Source organism: [Mycobacterium] manitobense (genome assembly GCF_025821665.1).
GTDB classification, from domain to species: Bacteria; Actinomycetota; Actinomycetes; order Mycobacteriales; family Mycobacteriaceae; genus Mycobacterium; species Mycobacterium arseniciresistens.
Genome location: NZ_JACKSJ010000077.1, coordinates 1 through 19,526, shown reverse-complemented (window position 1 = coordinate 19,526; position 19,526 = coordinate 1). Strand labels below are relative to the sequence as shown.

At 71.1% G+C, this 19,526-nt stretch carries 19 protein-coding genes and 1 pseudogene; 9 read left to right on the top strand and 11 right to left on the bottom strand.

Going from position 1 to position 19,526, the window contains the following annotated elements; genetic code table 11:
* The 7 genes and pseudogenes from H7I41_RS10125 to H7I41_RS10095 form a co-directional block, all read left to right on the top strand.
* A pseudogene (locus H7I41_RS10125) lies at positions 1-135 on the top strand (SGNH/GDSL hydrolase family protein); the annotation flags it as partial.
* Between the two features lie 100 nt (positions 136-235).
* The gene (locus tag H7I41_RS10120; RefSeq protein ID WP_264012447.1) at positions 236-541 is read left to right on the top strand and encodes a type VII secretion target; all 306 of its coding nucleotides are present in this window, start codon (positions 236-238) and stop codon (positions 539-541) included.
* 11 nt (positions 542-552) lie between these two features.
* Positions 553-843: a WXG100 family type VII secretion target gene (locus H7I41_RS10115; protein WP_264012446.1), complete on the top strand. Its 291-nt coding sequence runs from the start codon at positions 553-555 to the stop codon at positions 841-843.
* A 40-nt stretch (positions 844-883) separates the two neighbouring features.
* On the top strand, positions 884-1,792 hold the full coding sequence (locus tag H7I41_RS10110) for an ABC transporter ATP-binding protein (RefSeq protein ID WP_264012445.1): 909 nt from the start codon (positions 884-886) through the stop codon (positions 1,790-1,792).
* The gene (locus H7I41_RS10105) at positions 1,789-2,547 is read left to right on the top strand and encodes an ABC transporter permease (protein WP_264012444.1); all 759 of its coding nucleotides are present in this window, start codon (positions 1,789-1,791) and stop codon (positions 2,545-2,547) included. Before H7I41_RS10110 ends, H7I41_RS10105 begins: the two co-directional genes overlap by 4 nt.
* Positions 2,548-2,608: 61 nt before the next feature.
* Positions 2,609-4,111 (top strand): M28 family metallopeptidase, encoded by a 1,503-nt coding sequence (locus H7I41_RS10100; protein WP_264012443.1) that lies wholly within the window; start codon positions 2,609-2,611, stop codon positions 4,109-4,111.
* The gene (locus tag H7I41_RS10095; protein ID WP_264012442.1) at positions 4,108-5,559 is read left to right on the top strand and encodes a M20/M25/M40 family metallo-hydrolase; all 1,452 of its coding nucleotides are present in this window, start codon (positions 4,108-4,110) and stop codon (positions 5,557-5,559) included. The genes H7I41_RS10100 and H7I41_RS10095 overlap by 4 nt, the downstream gene beginning before the upstream one ends.
* A 1-nt stretch (position 5,560) precedes the next feature.
* On the opposite strand, the gene H7I41_RS10090 is transcribed toward H7I41_RS10095, so the two are convergent.
* From H7I41_RS10090 to H7I41_RS10080, 3 genes are read right to left on the bottom strand one after another with little or no spacing between them, the layout of a single operon-like run.
* The gene (locus H7I41_RS10090) at positions 5,561-6,874 is read right to left on the bottom strand and encodes a uracil-xanthine permease family protein (RefSeq protein WP_264012441.1); all 1,314 of its coding nucleotides are present in this window, start codon (positions 6,872-6,874) and stop codon (positions 5,561-5,563) included.
* Between the two features lie 6 nt (positions 6,875-6,880).
* A complete protein-coding gene (locus tag H7I41_RS10085; RefSeq protein WP_372503719.1) occupies positions 6,881-8,125 on the bottom strand; it encodes an APC family permease in 1,245 nt (414 codons plus the stop codon).
* Between the two features lie 19 nt (positions 8,126-8,144).
* On the bottom strand, positions 8,145-8,468 hold the full coding sequence (locus tag H7I41_RS10080) for a hypothetical protein (protein WP_264012439.1): 324 nt from the start codon (positions 8,466-8,468) through the stop codon (positions 8,145-8,147).
* 212 nt (positions 8,469-8,680) lie between these two features.
* Here H7I41_RS10080 and H7I41_RS10075 point away from each other — a divergent pair, with 212 nt between their 5' ends.
* Positions 8,681-9,919 (top strand): TetR/AcrR family transcriptional regulator, encoded by a 1,239-nt coding sequence (locus tag H7I41_RS10075; protein WP_264012438.1) that lies wholly within the window; start codon positions 8,681-8,683, stop codon positions 9,917-9,919.
* On the opposite strand, the gene H7I41_RS10070 is transcribed toward H7I41_RS10075, so the two are convergent.
* The 6 genes from H7I41_RS10070 to thiC form a co-directional block, all read right to left on the bottom strand.
* The gene (locus H7I41_RS10070) at positions 9,886-10,167 is read right to left on the bottom strand and encodes a DoxX-related protein (protein ID WP_264012437.1); all 282 of its coding nucleotides are present in this window, start codon (positions 10,165-10,167) and stop codon (positions 9,886-9,888) included. The genes H7I41_RS10075 and H7I41_RS10070 overlap by 34 nt on opposite strands.
* A gap of 31 nt (positions 10,168-10,198) precedes the next feature.
* A complete protein-coding gene (locus H7I41_RS10065) occupies positions 10,199-11,689 on the bottom strand; it encodes a flavin-containing monooxygenase (protein ID WP_264012436.1) in 1,491 nt (496 codons plus the stop codon).
* 61 nt (positions 11,690-11,750) lie between these two features.
* Complete coding sequence (locus H7I41_RS10060; protein ID WP_264012435.1) at positions 11,751-12,356, bottom strand: septum formation family protein; 606 nt, start codon at positions 12,354-12,356, stop codon at positions 11,751-11,753.
* A gap of 37 nt (positions 12,357-12,393) precedes the next feature.
* Positions 12,394-13,008 (bottom strand): alpha/beta hydrolase family protein, encoded by a 615-nt coding sequence (locus H7I41_RS10055; protein ID WP_264012434.1) that lies wholly within the window; start codon positions 13,006-13,008, stop codon positions 12,394-12,396.
* Positions 12,995-13,846: a bifunctional hydroxymethylpyrimidine kinase/phosphomethylpyrimidine kinase gene (gene thiD / locus H7I41_RS10050; protein WP_264012433.1), complete on the bottom strand. Its 852-nt coding sequence runs from the start codon at positions 13,844-13,846 to the stop codon at positions 12,995-12,997. The genes H7I41_RS10055 and thiD overlap by 14 nt, the downstream gene beginning before the upstream one ends.
* Positions 13,843-15,468 (bottom strand): phosphomethylpyrimidine synthase ThiC, encoded by a 1,626-nt coding sequence (gene thiC / locus H7I41_RS10045; protein WP_264012432.1) that lies wholly within the window; start codon positions 15,466-15,468, stop codon positions 13,843-13,845. Before thiC ends, thiD begins: the two co-directional genes overlap by 4 nt.
* A 216-nt stretch (positions 15,469-15,684) precedes the next feature.
* On the opposite strand from thiC, the gene H7I41_RS10040 reads away from it, so the two are divergent.
* Positions 15,685-18,423 (top strand): ATP-binding protein, encoded by a 2,739-nt coding sequence (locus H7I41_RS10040; protein ID WP_264012431.1) that lies wholly within the window; start codon positions 15,685-15,687, stop codon positions 18,421-18,423.
* On the opposite strand, the gene H7I41_RS10035 is transcribed toward H7I41_RS10040, so the two are convergent.
* Together H7I41_RS10035 and H7I41_RS10030 are read right to left on the bottom strand one after the other, a co-directional pair.
* The gene (locus tag H7I41_RS10035; protein ID WP_264012430.1) at positions 18,420-19,223 is read right to left on the bottom strand and encodes an exodeoxyribonuclease III; all 804 of its coding nucleotides are present in this window, start codon (positions 19,221-19,223) and stop codon (positions 18,420-18,422) included. The genes H7I41_RS10040 and H7I41_RS10035 overlap by 4 nt on opposite strands.
* 27 nt (positions 19,224-19,250) lie before the next feature.
* Positions 19,251-19,526, bottom strand: a 276-nt coding sequence (locus H7I41_RS10030) for a GNAT family N-acetyltransferase (protein WP_264012429.1), incomplete at its 5' end; no start/stop codon positions are given.

Here is a 19,526-nt window from a genome sequence, read left to right as displayed (position 1 = left end):
GCCCACCACGCGTGGTCGGCGCAGCCGTGGACGACGCGGCCCGGCCTGCCCCTGCCCGGCCGTCCGGCGCCGCTGCACCCCAACGCCGCGGGGATGCGCGCGGTCGCGGATCTGGTGCTCGACGCGCTGCGCTGACGGGCCGAATTCGTGCATCCGCGGGTGCGGGGTGCATGCGACGATAATCGTCGACGGCCGTGCGACGGCCGCAGCTACCGGAGAACCCGAGGACGTGACGATGACTTCACCGCTGGGCGTCGACCCGAAGGTCCTGCGCGAGCAGGCCGCCAGGATGCACGAGTTCGCCGATCAGCGCGCCGAGCACGTCTCGAACGTCGTGCGGATCGCCTCCACGTTCACCGGGGCGTGGACCGGCCAGGGCGGGGACGCGGTGCAGAAGGCGCTGGAGAGCTACGTGCAGGAGGCGTCCGACACCCGGCGCGAAGAGATGGAGATCGCCGACGCGCTCATCCAGGCCGCCAATCAGTACGACCAGACCGACGCCGACGCGGCCGGCGGCCTTTCCGGCCAGATGGGCATCTGAGAGGACTCGCGATGACCGACATCGTCCTGAAATTCAACGAGGCCCAGCAAGCCGTCGACGAGCTGAACGCCGAAGCCGCCAAGCTCGAGGAGCTGACGGCCGAGGAGGGCGCACTGGTCGACCAGATCGCGGGCAGCGAGTGGACCGGCTCTGGCGAAGGGTCCTGGGAGCAGCGTCAGCGTGAGTGGCAGAAGGAGTCCGTCGAGGAGTCCGCGGCGCTGAGGCGCCTGGTGCAGGCAGTCGAGGCGGCGCACGGCCTGATGAAGGACACCGAGAGCCAGGTGTCCGGCCTCTTCAACTGACCCACGACCCGATCGGCGTCCCCTGGGATGATGGGCGCCGATGATCCACCTGACCGCACTGACCAAGACCTTCGGCGACACCCGCGCCGTCGACGACCTGACGTGCACTGTCGAGCCCGGCGTCGTCACCGGCTTCCTCGGGCCCAACGGCGCGGGCAAGACCACCACGATGAGGTTGATCCTCGGCCTCGACCACCCGACATCGGGGACCGCGACCATCGACGGCCGCCCCTACCGCGACCTGCGTGAGCCGCTGCGCACCGTGGGCGCCCTGCTCGACGCCCGGCAGGTGCATCCGCAGCGCAGCGCCCGCAACCACCTGCGCTGGATCGCCGCGACCAACCGGATTCCCGGTCGCCGGGTCGACGAGGTGCTCGACATGGTCGGGCTGACGGCGGTGGCGGGCCGGCCTGCCGGCGCACTCTCGCTCGGCATGGGCCAGCGGCTCGGTATCGCCGCCGCCCTGCTCGGCGACCCGCCGGTGCTGCTCTTCGACGAACCGGTCAACGGACTCGACCCGGAAGGCATCCACTGGGTGCGCACGCTGATGCGCACGCTCGCCGGGCAGGGCCGCACCGTGCTGGTGTCGAGCCACCTGCTGGCCGAGATGGCCAACACCGCCGACCGGCTGGTGGTGATCGGCCGCGGCAGGCTCATCGCGGCCACCACCGTGACCGACTTCGTCGGTTCCGGCGGCCAGACGATCCGGGTGCGCAGCCCGCAGCGGGACACCCTGCGCGACCTGCTGCGCGACGCGGACATCGAGGTGGCGCCCGACGCGGACGGCGCCGGCCTTACCGTGCGCGGCGCGGCCATCGAGGTCGTCGGCGACCTGGCCGCGCGCAACGGCATCACGCTGCACGAGCTCAGCGCCCGGGAGGCCTCGCTGGAGGCGGCGTACCTGGCGCTCACCGACGGGGCGGTCGACCACCGGGCGGGGGCCCGATGAGCGGGCTCGCCGCGCTGTCCGCCGAGCGGATCAAGCTGTTCACCACCCGCTCGCCGGTGTGGTCGGTGGCAGGCGCCGCGCTGCTGTCGCTCGCGCTGGCCGCGGTGCAGGGGCGCACGGCCTACGAATACAGCCCGGTGTCACCGCAGGAGGCCGCGCTGGGGGTGACCGTGTTCGGCGTGCCGGTGCTGATGATCCTGGCGTCGACGGCGATGACCGCCGAGTACCGCCACGGGCTGATCCACACCACGCTGCTCGCGACCCCGCAGCGCACCCGCGTGCTGGCCGCCAAGACGGCGGTGGCGGCGGTCTTCTCGGCGATCAGTGCCGCGGTCATGGCGCTGGCCGCGATCGTGGTGGCCCGGTTGGCCGCCGACCCGCTGGCCGGTGGCCCGCTATCGCCCGCATCCCGGGAGGTGTGGGAGGTGATCGGCGGGGTCGCGCTGTACGCGGCGCTGGCCGCCGTGCTCGGGGTCGCCGTCGGTGCGCTGCTGCGCGTCGCGGCGGGAGCGGTCGCGGTGCTGCTGCTGTGGCCCCTGGTGGCCGAGCCCATCCTGGCCAACGTGCCGGACCTCGGCACCCGCGTCGGGCCGTGGCTGCCGTTCGGCAACGTCTTCAGGTTCCTCGACGTCACATGGCTGTACCCGACCTTCGACATGGCGTGGGGACCGGCCGGGTCACTGGTGTACTTCGCCGCGACCGTCGCCGTGGTGTGGGTGGCCGCGGCGGTGGTGCTCGTCCGCCGCGACGCGTGACGGCCACTCGGTCGCAACGGGTTTGCCTGGGCACTCGGTGCGAGCGGCTAACGTGTGTGCCATGGGGCGCAGAACATCGGCCGTGCTGACGGCGCTGGTCGTCACCGCGGCGTTGGGCGGCTGCGGCCGCGATTCCGAACCGGAGTCGCCACCGGCGACGCAGGAGGCGTCACCGGCCGCGACGGAGTTCGCCGACCAGCTGCGGGCGCGGGTGTCGGTCGACGCGATGATGGGTCACCTGGAGAAGCTGCAGCAGATCGCGGACGACCACGGCGGCAACCGGGCATTGGGCACCCCCGGATATGACGCCAGCGTGGACTACGTCGCCGATGCGTTGCGCAACAAGGGATTCGATGTCCAGGCGAACGAATTCGAGGTGAAACTGCCGTTCGCCGAGGAGCCGGAACTGCGCGTGAGCGGCCGGACGGTGCCGGCCCGCCCCCTCGAGTTCACCATCGGCACGCCGCCCCAGGGGGTGACCGGACCGCTGGTGGCCGCCCGCGTCGAGGACTCGCCGGGGTGCACCGCCGCGGACTACGACGGACTACCGGTGCGCGGCGCCGTCGTGCTCGTCGACCGCGGCGAATGCCCGTTCGGTGACAAGCAGGCCGCCGCGGCGCAACGCGGCGCCGTCGCCCTCGTCGTCGCCGACAACGAGGACGGCGACCAGATGGGCGGCACGCTCGGCGAGACGACCGAGGTGAAGATCCCGGTCGTCAGCGTCGGCAAAGCCGACGGCGCGCAGTTGCGCGGCAACCCCGGCGAGACGACCCTGCGGTTGAAGGCAGGCGTGCGCACCGAGCGCACCCGCAACGTGATCGCCCAGACCAAGACCGGCTCGACCGCCGACGTGGTGATGGCCGGCGCACACCTGGACAGTGTGCCCGAGGGCCCGGGCATCAACGACAACGGCTCCGGGGTGGCCGCGGTGCTGGAAACCGCGCTGCAACTGGGCAGTTCGCCGGATGTCCGCAATGCGGTGCGCTTCGCGTTCTGGGGCGCCGAGGAACTCGGGCTGATCGGCTCCACCCAGTACGTCGAGTCGCTCGACCAGGAGGCTCTCAAGGACATCGCGCTCTACCTCAACTTCGACATGGTCGGCTCGCCCAATCCGGGATACTTCACCTACGACGGCGACCAGTCCTCGCGGCCCGACCCGCGCGGAGGCGTGCCGCGGGTGCCGGAGGGTTCGGCGGGCATCGAGCGTGCACTGGTCGCCTATTACCAGGGCACCGACAAGAAGGCGCAGGACATCTACTTCGACGGCCGGTCCGACTACGACGGGTTCACCGCGGCGGGCATCCCGGCCGGTGGCACGTTCTCGGGTGCGGAGAACAAGATGACCAAGGAGCAGGCGGAACTGTGGGGCGGCGAGGCCGACCAGCCGTTCGACCCGAACTACCACAAGAAGACCGACACCCTCGAACCCATCGACCGCACCTCGATGGAGATCAACGGTGGCGCAGTACCGTACGCGGTCGGGTTGTACGCCCAGGATCAGCGCGGCCGCAACGGTGTCCCGCTGCGCGAGGACCGCACCCGCCATCCGCTGTCCGCCGCATGATGCTCGCGCGGACGGTCGTCGCGATCGCGGCGACGGCGCTGCTGGCGGCCTGCTCCCCGTCGTCGGGGCCGCCACCGCCCACCGACCTCGCCGGCGATCTGGCGGCCCGGGTCGGCATCGACGCGATGGCCGCGCACCTCGACGCCCTTCAGTCCATCGCCGACCAGCACGGCGGTAATCGGGCCGAGGGCACACCCGGTTACGACGCCAGCGTCGACTACGTTGCGAAGCTGCTGCGCGACAAGGGATTCGACGTAGAGACACCCGAGTTCGAGCGCTACGGCTCGACCAGGGGCGGTAAGCCCCGCGTCACGGTCGCCGGGCGCGACCACTCGGTGCAGCAGGCGTCGCTGCTGGTGACCACCCGTCCGGGCGGACTGAACGCCGTCACGTTGCGGCCCGCGACACCCGACGGATGCACCCGCGAGGCCTACCGCGGTGTGGACGTCGAGGGGGCCATCGCCGTGGTCGACGACGCCGGTTGCTCGGTGGTCGCCAAGCACGACGCCGCCGTGGCGGGCGGCGCCGTCGGTCTGCTGGTGGTCGCTGCCCGGCCGGACGCCGCGACGCCCGGGCTGTTCACCCCCGGCTACTACCGCGACCTCGAGGTCCCGGTGGGCATCATCGACGCCGCCGCCAACGCGGCGCTGCGCCGCACCTCCGCGCCCGTGCGATTGGTGCTCGACGGGGAACCGGTGCTGGTCAAGTCGCGGAACGTGTTGGCGCAGACGAAGACCGGTGACTCCGCGAACGTCGTGCTGGCCGGTGCGCACCTCGACAGCGTCGCGGGCGGGCCGGGCATCAACGACAACGGCACCGGGGTGGCGGCGCTGCTCGAGACCGCACTGCAGCTCGGCGCCTCGCCCGATGTGCGCAACACGGTGCGGTTCGCGTTCTGGGGCTCGGAGGAGATCGGCCTTGCCGGTTCGCAGGCCTATGTGCGCGGCCTCGATCGCGACCGGCTCGACGACATCGCGCTCTACCTCAATTTCGACATGCTCGGCTCGCCCAACCCCGGGTACTTCACCTATGACGGCGACCAGTCCGCCTCGGCCGAGCCGGCCAAGGCGACGCCGGAAGGCTCGGCGGGCATCGAACGCACGCTGGCCGGCTACCTCAACCTGGCCGGTGTCCGGCCGGCCGACATGCCGATCGGCGACCGCACCGACTACCACCCCTTCGTCACCGCCGGGGTGCCGATCGGCGGGGTCACCACGGGCGCGGCGCAGCGCAAGACCGCTGTGCAGGCACGACTCTGGGGTGGCCGGGCCGATGTCGCGTTCGATCCGAACTACCACACCCGGCGCGACACCGTCGACAACGTCGACCGGCACGCTTTGTCGGTGATGGGCCCCGCGGTGGCCTACGGAGTGGGCGCCTACGCCCGGTCCACCGACGGCCCGAACGGTGTGCCGCCACGCGATCGGCGCGACCGCAGGGGGAGGTGACCTAGCCGACCGGCGACGTGGGATCCGGGTCGCGCTGGTCGTCACGGACGCCGCGAACCAGGCCGAGCAGCCGCATGCCGTGGTACACCAGCAGCGCGGCGATCGAGCCGAGAGCGATCCCGGTGAACGTCAGACTGCCTGCCTGCCAACTGAAGTCGGCGATGCCGATGATCAGCGGGATGGCCGCGGTCAGCTGGTTGACCGGCTTGGCGAAGTCGACGTCGTTGGTCAGCCAGATCCGCACGCCGATGATGCCGACGAGGCCGTAGAGCACCACGGTGGCGCCACCGAGCACCCCGTCGGGTGTCGCCGCGATCACCGCTCCGACCTTGGGGCACAACGCGAGTGCGATCGCCACCACGGCCGCCACCCAGTAGGCGGCGGTCGAGAACACCCGGGTCGCGGCCATCACGCCGATGTTCTCGGCGTAGGTGGTGGTGGCCGATCCGCCGCCCGCGCCGGCCAGGGTGGTGGCCACACCGTCGGCCATCAGGGCGCGGCCGATCAGGGGATCGGCGTCGGTGCCGGTCATCTGGCCGACCGACTTGACGTGCCCGATGTTCTCGGCGACCAGCGCGATGACCGCGGGCAGGAAGAGCGGCAGCACCGACCAGGTGAACGACGGCGTCTGGAACTCCGGCAGCCCGACCCATGCGGCCGAGGCGATGGCGGCCTTCTTGTCCGGGTCGAGGTCACCGAGCGCCAGCGCCAGCAGGTAGCCGGCCACCACCGCGAGGAAGATCGCCAGCCGGCCGACGATGCCGCGGAAGAACGCGAGCACCACCACCAGCAGCACCAGGGTCACCAGGCCGACCAGCGGCCCCTTCTCGAAGTTGTCCTTCGCCGCGGGCGCGAGGTTCAGCCCGATCAGGGCGACGATCGCACCGGTCACCACCGGCGGCAGGATGACGTCGATCCAGTGCGTGCCGACGACGTGCACCACCGCACCGATGACGATCAGCAGCAGTCCGACGGCGATCAGTCCGCCGAGCGCGCTTCCGGTGCCCTGCGCGGCGACCGCGCCCGTCACCGGGGCGATCACCGAGAAACTCGAGCCGAGATAGCTCGGCAGCCGGTTGCCCGTGATGATCAGGAACAGGATGGTGCCGATCCCGGAGAACAGCAGCGTGGTGGCCGGCGGGAAACCGGTGAGCACCGGCACCAGGAACGTGGCGCCGAACATCGCCACCACGTGCTGCGCGCCGAGGCCCACGGTGCGGGCCCAGTCCAGGCGTTCGTCGGGAGCGACGACGAAGTCGCTGTCGGCGCGGGACTCGACGTGAGTCCAGGTCCATCGGCTTCCCGGTGCGGTCATGGGTGCCTATATTGCCCGGCGGACCGACATCCGGCGCACCCCGTAGACCGCCGCGCCCAGCACGACGACCGCCACACCCGCGGCCACCGACGGCAACGGCAGCGCGAACGCCAGCACGATGCACCCGGCCAGTCCCAGGATCGGGATGATGCGGTGCCCCAGCGTCAGCGCCGCTGCGTTGGCGATCGCGTAGTAGACCAGCACCGCGAAGGACGAGAACCCGATCGCGCCGCGCAGGTCCACCACCGCGGCCAGCACCGCCACCACCGCGCCGACCGCGATCTCGGCGCGGTGCGGTCCGCCGAACGTGGGATGCACGGCGGCCAGCGCATGCGGGAAATGCCGATCCCGCGCCATCGCCAGCGTCGTCCGGGACACCCCGAGGATGAGCGCCAGCAGCGAGCCCAGCGCGGCGACCGCGGCACCCACCCGGACGACGGGCTCCAGCCACGGTGCTCCTGCATCGCGCACGGCCTCTGCGAGCGGTGCGCTCGCCGACGCGAGCGCCGCCGGACCGACACCGGCCAGCACCGCCGCCGCGACCGCGGCGTAGACGACGAGCGCGATGCCCAGCGCGATGGGGATCGCACGCGGGATGGTGCGGGCCGGATCGCGCACCTCCTCGCCGAGCGTGGCGATGCGCGCATAGCCGGCGAAGGCGAAGAACAGCAGGCCCGCGGCCTGAAGGACGCCGCCCACGGTGACGTCGACCCCCGGCGCCCTTTCCGCCCCGCCGGCTCCGCCGAGCACCGCCACGACCACGGCGGCGAGCACCGCCAGCACGAACGCGACGATGACGCGGGTGAGCAGCGCCGATTTCTGGACGCCGGTGTAGTTCACCACCGTGAGCACCACCACCGCGGCCACCGCGACAGCGTGCGCGGCGCCGGGCCACACGTAGTAGCCGACGGTGAGCGCCATCGCGGCGCACGACGCGGTCTTGCCGACCACGAAACTCCAGCCGGCGAGATAGCCCCAGAACGGGCCCAGCCGCTCGCGGCCGTAGACATAGGTGCCCCCGGACTGCGGATGGCGGGCCGCCAGCCGCGCCGACGACGTCGCATTGCAATACGCGACGACGGCGGCGATCGCGAGGCCGAGGAGCAGACCGGCGCCCGCCGCCGCGGCGGCGGGACCCAGCGCCGCGAAGATGCCGGCGCCGACCATCGACCCGAGACCGATGACGACGGCATCGCCGGTGCCGAGCCGGCGTCGCAGGGCCGAGTCGTCCGCTGCGGTCACGGCAGTGATCGTAGGTGAGGCCGCCCGGTCAGGCGCCTCGCCCGGGGACCAGCGACTGGTGCTCCGGCGTCCGGATCGCGGCCACCAGGACGGCGACCAGCGCCGTCAGCCCGATCAGCGAGAGCGTGATCGTCCACGACCGGCGCAGCAGCAGCGCCGAGTCGCACTGCTCGACGAGGTCCTGCCCCGCGGCGTCCGCCTGACTGAGGTCGGCGCTGAACCCGTTCCCGCACTCGACCTGCCAGCCCCACTGGTCGTAGACGTCGAGCAGGACGGGGAATCGCAGCGCAAACAGCCCGACCCCCAGCAGGACGGCGCCGGCGATACCGATGTACCAGGCCCGATGAGTCAAAGATCTCCCCTTCTCGTGCAGTGGACGGTCGCCCGGGGGGACCGGACGACTCCCACGGCGGAGAGGATCGAACACGTCGCGCATCGGCCCCCCGACCGGGCCTGTGCCGCCCACTATGTTAACCGTCATTCTTACTGCGCCGCGTAGTTCCGTAAGAAAAAGCCCCTGAACTCGGCCTCTATGTGTGCAGGCCGTCCGATATCGTGTTCGCCATGGCGCGCACCCCGTCCCGCCGTGCCGACGGTGTCCGGCGTCGGCCGAAGGACCGGAAAGCCCAGATCGCCCGCGCATCGGCCGAGGCCTTCAGCGAGCTGGGCTACCACGGGGTGAGCATGGAGGCCATCGCCTCGCGGGTCGGCATCTCGGCGGCCGCGTTGTACCGGCACTACTCGAGCAAATACGAGCTGTTCCGCGACGCGGTGTTCAACCTCGGGCAGCTGCTGGTCGACAGCGTGGTATCGGTCGACCCGGCCGATGACGACGACCCGACACAGACGCTGCGCCGGCTCGCGGTGGCGCTCAGCGAGACCGCGCTCGCGAGCCGGGAGTCGGGCGGGCTGTACCGCTGGGAGGCCCGCTACCTGCGCGGCGACGACCAGGCGACCCTCAACGCCCAGCTACGAGAGGTGCACCGGCGCATCCAGCAGCCGTTGACCGCGATCCGGCCCGACCTCACCTCACGGCAACGGTGGACGCTGTCGACCGCGGTGCTCAGCGTGATCGGCAGCATCGTCGATCACGGCGCCAAGCTGCCAGGCATCCAGATCCGGATGCTGATGTCCGACATCGTGGCGACCCTGGCCGGTGTCGAACTGCCGGACGTGGCCGACGACGTCGACGCTGCCCCGGACTCCGCCGCCCCGCCGCCCGCCTCGAAATACGAAGCGCTGCTCAGCGAGTCGATGCGGCTGTTCAACGAGAAGGGTTACCGCGACACCAGCGTGGAGGACATCGCCTCGGCGGTGGGCATGCCCGCGTCGGGCATCTACCGCTACTTCTCCGGCAAGAGCGACATCCTGGCGGCGGGTTTCCGGCGGTCGGCCGACCGCCTGTCGGCCGAGGTGTCCACGGTGCTGAGCGCCGTGCCGGACCGGGAGGTGGCGCTCGCCCGGCTCGTCGACGCCTATGTCGAGCGGTCGTTCGCCCACCCGGAGCTGGACTACGTGTACTACACCGAACGCCTGAACATGGCGCCGGCCGATCAGGAGATCCTGCGAAACCTGCAGCGCTCCACCATCGACGGCTGGGTCGGCATCGTGGTCACGCTGCGTCCCGAATGGACAACGGGGCAGGCGCGTTTCGCGGTGTACGCCGCGATGGCGCTGATGGTCGACCTCGGCCGGTTGATGGGCTACCGCGACTCGGCGCAGTCCCGTGCGACGGTCGCCACCCTGATGGACCTGACGCTGCTCGGCCGCTACCGGCTGCGTACGGTGCTGCCGGCCAAGTAGGCGGCGTAGCCGACCAGGCCCGCGAGGCCGAGCCGGCGGGTGCGGCGTGCGGCGAGTGCCAGGCCGATCGCGGTCTCCAGGCCGCCGTTGGTGTAGACGTGGCGGCGGGTGTTGTCGGGGAACGACGCCACGGTGATCGGCTCGAACATCTTCGGATTGGCGAAGTGCGCAAGCCCGGTGCCGGCCAGGGCGAGGCCGGCGAACCTGGCGGCACGCGAATCGGGTTTGGCCGCAGATCGTTTGGGCACAGTGGGATCCTCTCGGGCGGGGTGGGGCGGCTCAGGCGATCTGGTAGTCGGTGAGCGGGAACTCCGAGGCTTCCCTGATCGCCTCGCGAGTGGACATCGGCCGCAGCAGCGAGGGTTCGCCGCTGGGGTTGAAGTAGTAGGACCGCGCGGAGGCGCAGTTGCCGATCGTCCACAACGAACCGGCCAGCATCTCGGTCATCCGCTCCAGGTAGCGGTCGTTGGCGGCCTCGGTCACCTCGAATGTGGTGGCGTTGCGCCGCCTGACCTCATTGAAGAGCCGCTCCATCAACCGCATCTGGTATTCCATCGTGTTGAAGAAGTTGAGGCCGAGGAACGCATACGGGCTGGCGAGGCTGAGGTAGTTGGGGAAGTACGGCATCGACACACCCTGGTAGGCCTGGAACCGCGTCTCGCGCCACCACTTCCCGAGGTTGCGGCCGTCACGGCCGATCACCTCGATTGCCGGGAAGTTCGCCTCCCACAGGTCGAAGCCCGTCGCGAGCACCAGGGTGTCGACGGCGGTGCGGGTGCCGTCGGCGTTGACGATGCCGTCGGCCTCGACCCGCTCGATGCCGTCGCTCTGCAGGTGCACGTGAGGTTTGGTGAACGTGCGCAGGTAGCGGTTGGAGAACGTCGGCCGCTTGCAGCCGATGTCGTAGTCCGGTGTGAGCCTGCGGCGCAGTTCCTTGTCCCGGATCCAGAAGAACTGGTTCATCTTGCACAGGTCCATCGCCGAGATGTTGAGCCGGCGGAACAGCGGGACGCGGTAGTTCACCACGCCGATGGTGATCATCGCCTCGTAGATGTTGTCCGTGACCGCGCGGATGATCCGCTGTGTCAGGGGGAACCTGGCGAACAGCCGCTTGGCCCGTTCGGAGAAGTGCAGGTCGATCTTCGGCGCCACCCAGATGGGGGTGCGCTGGTAGACGGTGAGGTCGGCGGCCTTCGCGGCCAGTTCGGGGATGAGCTGCACCGCGGTGGCGCCGGTGCCGATGATCGCGACCCGCTCGCCGGTGGCGTCGTAGTCGTCGTCCCAGTCGGCGGTGTGCACGATGCGGCCCTGGAAGTCCCCGATGCCGGGGATGTCGGGCAGCTTCGGCTGCGACAGGAATCCGGTCGCGGTGAACAGGTAGCGGGCGGCCATGGTGTCGCCGCCGGCGATCGCGACGCGCCAGACCTTGGCTTCCTCGTCCCAGCGGGCGCCCTCGACGGTGGTGTTGAACCGGATGTGGCGGCGCACGTCGTACTTGTCGGCGACGTCGTCGGCGTACTGCTTGATCTCCGCCCCGGTGGAGAACAGCCGCGACCAGTTCGGGTTGGGCTCGAAGTAGTAGCTGTAGGTGGTGGTGGGGACGTCGACGGCCAGGCCGGGGTAGTGGTTGACGTACCACGTCCCGCCCAGATCGTCCTCCCGGTCGAGGAGGACGAAGTCGTGGATGCCCATCCGCTTGAGCTGGATGGCGGCGCCGATCCCACCGAAACCGGCCCCCACGATGACCGCGTCGAAGTGCTCCGAAGTCATGGGTGAACGGTACCCCAGGTATCGGGTAGGTGGCCCAGAGGTGCCGGACCCGGACCGTGAATCAGCCCTTCAACGTCCCGGTCCGCGGCGGGTCGACGGTGGCGATGCAGGTCACCACGCGGTCGCCCTGGCCCCAGGTCTCCTCGGTCGGGTAGAGCACGTACACGCCGACGGACGGGTCCTCGATCGCGGCGGGCGCGTAGGTGGCCAACGCGGGGCCGCAGCCGTCGGAGAACTCCTCGAGGGCGGTCTGCCCAGGGAAGTCGCCGTCGGGCATGGTCAGCATCGCGAACACCTCACCGGCGTGCGACTCGGCGCAGTCGATGGTCCGCACGGTGAGCACCCGGGTGCCGTCGGGCATCTCGGCCAGGCAGTCGCCGACCTCGACGTTGTTCGCCGTCACCGTTCCCCTGCCGACCAGGAAGTAGGCCACGACGACGACCGCGGCGATGAGCAGCAGCAGCACCAGTCCGACCAGACCCAGGATGAGCCAGAGCCGGTTCTTCCGTTTCGCAGGCGGAGGCGGAGGCGGCGAATAGCCGGCGGGAGTCGAGTATGGCTGCGGCGGGGGCGGCGGATAGGGCTGACCCGGCGGCGGGCCGTAGGGGCCCTGTCCGTACGGGCCCTGCCCGTACGGCGGTGGCGGCGGCCCCGGCGGTGTGGTCATTCGGCGACGATAGCGCCAGTCCGGGGCCGTGCGCAGGTCACCGCAGTGACCGCAGTGCCGCGTCGACGGCGAGCGCCGGCACGTCGAGCGTCTTGGAAATCAGGTCGTGGCGGGCGCCGGTGATCTCGACGATCTCGGTGTCCGCGCCCACCAGCGCCGCGGCCGGCCGCAGTTCGTCGATGGTGCCGAACGGGTCGGCGGTCCCGTGGGTGAACACCGTCGGCACCGTGATGCGCGGCAGGTGCTCGGTGCGGGCGCGCTCCGGCTTGCCCGGCGGGTGAAGGGGATAGGAGAACAACGTGAGGACGTCGACCGCCAGCCCGTCGGCGACCGCCATCGACGTCATGCGGCCGCCGTAGGAGTGTCCGCCGGCCACGACGGGTCCGGCCGTCAGCGCGCGCACCGCGTCGACGGCCTCCACGACGCCGGCCTGGTCGGCGGCCGCGGAACCCGACGGCGGCCCCTTCGGCCTGCGCCGCCGGTAGGGCAGGTTGTAGCGGACGGCCAGCCATCCCCTGGCGGCCCACTCGTCGCAGATCCGGGTGAGCAGCGGCGCATCCCGGCTGCCGCCTGCCCCGTGGGTGAGCACCACCGCGCCGGCCGGCTCGCCGTCGGGGTGGTGGGCCACCCCTGCGATGTCATCGAGAGTCATCGGACTCGTGCAGCCGGAACAGCGCGGAGACCGGTCCGTGGCCGTGGCCCAACGGGTATGCGGCGCGCAGACATTCGGTGACCCAACGCTTGCCGAAGGCCACCGCGTCCGGGACGGTGTACCCGTGCGCGAGTGCTGCGGCGGTCGCCGCCGCCAGGGTGTCGCCTGCGCCGTGGTCGTGTCCGGTGTCGATCCGGGAGGTGTCGAACTCGTGGAATTCGGCACCGTCGTAGAGCAGGTCGGGACTGTGGGCCGACGAGCGCAGATGCCCGCCCTTGACCAATGCCCATCGCGGCCCCAGCCCGTGCAGCGCGCGCGCCGCCTCCCGCTGGGACTCCTCGTCGACCACGTCGATGCCGACGAGCAGCCGCACCTCGTCCAGATTCGGGGTGACCACCGTCGCCAGTGGGAACAGTTGGGTGCGCAGCGCGTCGAGGGCGCTGGGATGCAGCAGCGGGTCGCCGTGCATCGACGCGCACACCGGGTCGACCACAAGTGGCACCGCGCCGTCCGGCGCCACCGCACGCCAGGCGTCGGCGACCGTCTCGATGATGGCCGACGACGCCAGCATGCCGGTCTTGGCCGCCTGCACACCGATGTCGGACGCCACCGCGTCGATCTGACCGGCCACCACGTCCAGCGGGATCTCGTGAAAGCCCTTGACGCCCAGCGAGTTCTGCACCGTCACCGCGGTGACGGCGACCAGGCCGTGTACACCGAGCAGGGCGAACGTGCGCAGGTCGGCCTGGATGCCCGCACCGCCGCCGGAGTCCGACCCGGCGATGGTCATCACCCTCGGCGGCGTCTCGCCCGGCGGGGTGAGCGGCAGGAACGTCATGGCACGGAGTTTTCCAGAGGCAGGTACACCCTGTTGCCACGGTCGGCGAATTCCTGGGACTTCTCGGCCATGCCCTGCTCGTGGGCCTCGCGGATGGCGTCCGACAGATCGGCGCTGATGCGCATCGAGCAGAACTTCGGGCCGCACATCGAACAGAAGTGTGCGGTCTTGGCGGGCTCGGCCGGCAACGTCTCGTCGTGGAACTCCCGCGCGGTGTCCGGATCCAGTGACAGCGCGAACTGGTCGTGCCAGCGGAACTCGAACCGGGCCCGGCTCAGGGCGTCGTCGCGGGCCTGCGCACCGGGATGCCCCTTGGCGAGATCGGCGGCGTGGGCGGCGATCTTGTAGGCGATCACGCCGTCCTTGACGTCCTTGCGGTCGGGCAGGCCGAGGTGTTCCTTGGGGGTGACGTAACACAGCATCGCGGTACCGGCCTGCGCGATCATCGCCGCTCCGATCGCCGAGGTGATGTGGTCGTAGGCGGGGGCGATGTCGGTGGTGAGCGGTCCCAGAGTGTAGAACGGCGCCTCGTCGCACAGTTCTTCCTCGAGGCGCACGTTCTCCACGATCTTGTGCATCGGGACATGTCCCGGACCCTCGATCATCACCTGCACGCCATGGCCTTTCGCGATCTTCGTCAGCTCGCCGAGGGTGCGCAGTTCGGCGAACTGGGCCGCGTCGTTGGCGTCGGCGATCGACCCCGGGCGCAGCCCGTCGCCCAGCGAGAAGGTGACGTCGTAACGCGCGAGGATCTCGCAGAGTTCGTCGAAGTGGGTGTACAGGAACGACTCCCGATGGTGCGCCAGGCACCAGGCCGCCATGATCGATCCGCCGCGGCTGACGATGCCGGTGACCCGCCCGACGGTCAGCGGGACGTGCCGCAGCAGCACCCCGGCGTGCACCGTCATGTAGTCGACACCCTGCTCGCACTGCTCGATCACCGTGTCGCGGTAGCACTCCCACGTCAGCGCGGTCGGATCGCCGTTGACCTTCTCCAGTGCCTGGTAGATGGGCACCGTGCCGACGGGCACCGGCGAATTGCGCAGGATCCACTCGCGGGTGAGGTGGATGTCGCGGCCGGTCGACAGATCCATGATGGTGTCGGCGCCCCAGCGGGTGGCCCACACCATCTTGTCGACCTCCTCGGCGATCGACGACGTGACCGCGGAGTTGCCGATGTTGGCGTTCACCTTCACCGCGAACGCTTTTCCGATGATCATCGGCTCGGACTCGGGGTGCCGGTGGTTGGCCGGGATCACCGCGCGGCCGCGGGCCACCTCGTCACGCACCAGCTCGGCGGGTAGCCCTTCGCGGGTGGCGACGAACGCCATCTCGGCGGTGATCTCCCCGGCCCGCGCGCGTTGCAGCTGCGTGCCGCGGTCGGTGACCACGCCGGGCCGCGCAGGCAGGCCGGCCTTCAGGTCGATGGCCGCCGCGGCGTCGGTGTACGGGCCGGAGGTGTCGTACAGGTCGAGGTGGTCTTCGCGGGTGTCGGTCAGGTGCACCCGCCGGAACGGCACCCGGGAACCCGGTACGCCGGGAATCTCTTGGTACACCTTGCCGCTGCCCGTGATCGGGCCGGTGGTGATCGCAGCGTCGGCAACGACAGAACGGTCGGTCATGACATGTCTCCCTACGCCGGCATTACCCGGTCAGGTTCGTACGGTCGACAGCCCCAGCTGTCCTCTCAGCACGCTCGGTGCGCGCTCCCGCGTTGATGGCGTCCCCAACGTAGCGCAAGGCGTCCCGGTGGGGAAGGGGGCACGGTGAGCCGCGGGCGCGATACCGATGGGGCGTTTGCCGAGCGGGAAGTCGCCGTCGGCTGAGAGTATCCCGGGATGGGGGAACGAGTGGTCGGCCGGGAGCCGGAGCTCGGTGTGGTCCGGACCTTCCTGGCCCAGGCCTCGGAGGGGCCGTCGCTGCTCGCCCTCATCGGCGAACCGGGTATCGGGAAGACCACGCTGTGGCAGGCCTGCGCCGCCCGCGCCACCGAGGTCGGCTTCCGCGTCCTGAGCACCCGCGCGCAGTCGACAGGATCCGCTGCCACCTATTCGGGGCTTGCCGATCTGCTGCGGGTGCTGGACGAATCGGCGTTCGACGAGCTGCCCCGTCCGCAGCGACTCGCGATCGACCGGGTGCTGGCCCCGTCCACCGACGGCGATCCGGCCGCCGGTCAGCGCGCGGTGTTCGCAGCGGTCCGCGGGGTGCTCGACCGGCTCGCGCAGATGTCACCCGTCCTCGTCGCCATCGACGATCTGCAGTGGCTCGATCCGCCCAGCCGGCTGGTCATCTCGTCGGTGGCGCGGCGGTGCACCGGGCGGATCGGATTCGTGGCCACCGTGCGCGCCGACGTCAAGGGTGAGCATGCGCTGGCCGAGCTCGAGCTGCACGATCCTGCGCAGATGCACCGGCTCGACGTCCGGCCGCTCAGCCTCGGGGCGCTGCGTCAGGTGCTGACCGGCCGGCTCACCCGCTCGCTGGCCCGCGGCGACATGGTGCGGATCCACCGGGAGTCCGGCGGGAACCCCTTCTACGCAGTGGAACTCGCCCGTGCGGCCGACGGCGGCGCGGTTGAGCTGCCCGCCACGCTCGCCGACCTCGTGCGGGCCCGCATCGCCGGCTTCACCGACGCGACGAAGTGGGTGCTGCTCGCCGCGTCCTGCCTGCCCGCCCCCACCATGGCGGAGCTGGCCTCGGTGACCGAGTCGGAGCTGCAGGATGTCGTCGCGCTGCTGGAGGACGCCGAACGGGCCGGGGTGATCGAGATATCGGGCCAGCACCTGCGTTTCACCCATCCGCTGCTGGCCCGCGGCGCGTACGCCGAGGCCGCCCCGGACATGCGCCGGCTGATGCACCGGCGGCTCGCCCACGTGCTCGACGACGCCGAGCTCGGCGCCCGGCACCTCGCACTGTCGGTGGAGGGTGCCGACGAGCACGTCCTGCACGCCCTGGACGCCGCCGCCGAATCAGCCCGCCTGCGGGGCGCACCGGCCACGGCGGCGGAACTCCTCGAGCTCGCCCGCGGGCGTGGCGGGGACACGCCGGAACGCACCATCGCCGCGGCCGCGCACCACTTCGAGGCGGGCGGCGCGGCACGGGCCCGAACGCTGCTGCAGCAGACCGTTGATCGGCTCGCACCCGGTCCGCTGCGAGCCGAGGCGCTGCACCTGCTCGGGCTGGTCCGGTTGTACGACAACAGTTCCGCCGATGCCGCGGCACTGCTGCGCGACGCCGTGGAACAACCCGGCGCAGTGCCCGAGCGGCAGGTGCCGATGCTGGTGATGCTGGCTTTCGTCGAGTACAACGCAGGCGATGCGGGCGCCGCGCTGCGCCGGGCGGAGCAGGCGGTGGCCCTGGCCGATCAGTTGCCGCGCGACGATCTCGTCGTCCAGGCCACGACGATGCGGGCGATGATGCGTTTCCTGGTCGGCGACGGCGTCGACGAGGTGGCGCTGAACCGCGCGCTGCAGCTAGACGATCCCGCCGACGTGCCACTGGCGGTCCGCCCGCGAACCCTTCACGCGATGGTCAAGCTGTGGTCGCACCAGGTGGACGAGGCCGCTGCGATGCTCACGTCCATCGCGCAGCGGTGCGTCGAACGCGGCGAGGAGAGCGAACTCATCCTGATCGGCTTCAACCTCGTGCTGGCGCACACCTGGCGGGGGGACATGGATGCGGCCGAGCGGGCGGCCGAGGCGACGATGGAGCGTGCGCTCGCGCTCGGCGGGGACCTGCCGATGTTCATCGCGCTGACCGTCCGTGCGTTGGTGGACGCCCAGCTGGGGCGGGTCGAGGCCTGTCGCCGCAACGGTGAACAGGCGTTGGTGATCGGCCGGCGGTGCGACTCCGGCCGGCTGAGCACCTGGGCGGTCACCGCGCTGGGCTCTCTGGAGCTGTCCCTGGGCAATCATGAAGCGGCGCTTCGACATCTGGATCCGCTGGTGGCGCAGTGGCGGCTGCTGCCCGCGGCCACCGAGATCGTCACCGCGCCGTTCCTGCCCGACGCCGTGGAGGCGATGATCGTCGTCGGCCGGCTGGACGAGGCCGACCGGATCGTGGAGGTGCTCGAGCGCAACGGCGAGCGACTCGACCGGCCCTGGACGCGCGGGGTCGCCGCCCGGTGCCGCAGCCTGCTGCACGCCGCACGCGGTGACCTCGAGGCGGCCGCCGTGGCCGCGGACCGCGCGCTGCGCGAGCACGGACGGGCGGCGACGCCGTTCGAACTTGCCCGCACCCAGTTGCTCGCCGGCCACCTGCGGCACCGGCTGCGGCAGCGCGAGGCCGCCGCCGATCTGCTGCAGTCCGCGATGCGCACCTTCGAACGGATGGGTCTGCGGTTCTGGGCCGAACGAGCCCGTTGGGAGGCGACACAGCTGGCTCCGCGGCAGCGCCCGGGCCTCACTCCGCCGGAACTGCGGGCCGCCGAGCTCGCCGCCGCGGGCCGCACCAACAAGGAGATCGCGGCGGAGCTCTACGTCAGCACCAAGACCGTCGAACTGCACCTGTCCCGGGTGTACCGGAAACTGGGCATCCGCTCCCGGGCGGGGCTGTGGCGGGCCCTGCACGATGCCGATTAGCCGGTGAGCTCCACCAGCACCGGGGCGTGGTCGCTGGCGCCCTTGCCCTTTCGTTCCTCGCGGACGATCTCGGCGTGGGTCACGCGCTCGGCGAACGCCGGTGAGCCCAGGACGAAGTCGATGCGCATGCCGCGCCGTTTCTGAAACGCCAACCGGGTGTAGTCCCAGTAGGTGAAGACGCCGGGGCCGGGTGTGAACGGCCGCACCACGTCGGCGAACCCGGTGTCGACGATCGCGTCGAAGGCCGCCCGCTCCGGCGGGGTGACGTGCGTGCTGTCGCGATAGGCCTCGACGCTCCACACGTCGTCGTCGGTGGGCGCGATGTTCCAGTCGCCGACCAGTGCGATCTGCGCCCGCGGATCGTCGGTGAGCCAGGCGTTGGACGTCTTGCGCAGTGCGGCAAGCCATTCGAGCTTGTACCGGTAGTGCGGTGAGTCGACGAACCGGCCGTTGGGGATGTAGAGGCTCCACACCCGGACGCCACCACACGTCGCGCCGAGCGCCCGCGCCTCCGCGGCGGCTTCAATGTCAGGCTTGTCGCTCCACGTCGGCTGGCCGTCGAACCCGACGGTGACGTCGTCGATGCCGACCCGCGACGCGATCGCCACCCCGTTCCACTGGCTGAAGCCGCAGTGCACCACCTCATAGCCCAGGGCGGCGAAGGGCATCGTGGGGAACTGCTCGTCGTTGCACTTGGTCTCCTGCATCGCCAGCACGTCGACGTCGGCGCGCGACAACCAGTCGGTCACGCGGTCGACGCGGGCGCGGATGGAGTTGACGTTCCAGGTGGCCAGCCGCATGGGTGACAGCCTACGAGCGCGTCGTCGTCACAGCGCACGTGCGTCGACGTAGCGCTGCCGGTGCTGGGTGACGAAGCCCATCGACTCGTAGAGGGCGGCGGCGCCGGCGTTGTCGACGACGACCTGGACGTAGGCGCGCGTCGCACCTCGGGCCGCACCCCAGTCGAGCAGCGCGCCGCACAGCGTCCGGGCGTGACCGCGGCGGCGCCGGTCGTCGGCCACCCGCACCGCCGACATGCCGAGCCAGCGGGTGCCGTCGGGCGCCGAGGTGACGGCGGCACGCCCGACGGCGGCGGCGCCGAG